Annotated in this window: 1 protein-coding gene; it reads left to right on the forward strand. The window is 35.3% G+C overall.

Annotated features, from left to right (window positions below; translation table 11 throughout):
* Positions 1-218: 218 nt before the first annotated feature.
* A partial coding sequence (locus tag CO726_RS31245) for a hypothetical protein (protein ID WP_099686856.1) occupies positions 219-603 on the forward strand: 385 nt, incomplete at its 3' end.

Here is a 603-nt window from a genome sequence, read left to right on the forward strand (position 1 = left end):
CACACCTTATTGTGTTGTGGTTGAGTTGTAGAAGCAAGTTGCGTCTTGTTTCATTTATGAAAGGGCTTCTTTGAGCCGATTAGTGTATATATAGCTTATTTTGCTATGCACATTTTTAATCGACTTGAAGGAGCCCTTTTTGTGTTGTTTTCAAGTCTATTTGATGAGTAAACCGATTATCACATTGGTAAAAATTATTATTTAGGGGGAATTAAATTATGAAAATGAGTTATGAAGTATCTATATTTTGTTCTGCACATCCAAACGATTTTATATCAAGTATGCGTGCATTGCGAATGAGAGTTACGAAAGAAGGAGCATTTTGGGAGCGAGATTGTTATCAGTTTTCCATTAAACCATCTAATTTGTCGCAACAAGAGGCAAAACAAGCAGGGGAAATCTATTTGTATCATGTCTATTTTAATGGATGTATACGAGATTTCCTTTTTTTATTGGAACGATGCTTTAGAGGGACGAGTTTTCGCTTTACTGCTATCCGTGGTTTTTTAGATGTAGAGGGATATTCGCTTAAGCAATGGAAACCGATTCTGCGTAGCCATCATGTAAAGGCTTCAGATGGAGATTGTATTTATAAGAAAGATG

This window comes from Bacillus fungorum, assembly GCF_002746455.1.
Classification (GTDB): domain Bacteria; phylum Bacillota; class Bacilli; order Bacillales; family Bacillaceae_G; genus Bacillus_A; species Bacillus_A fungorum.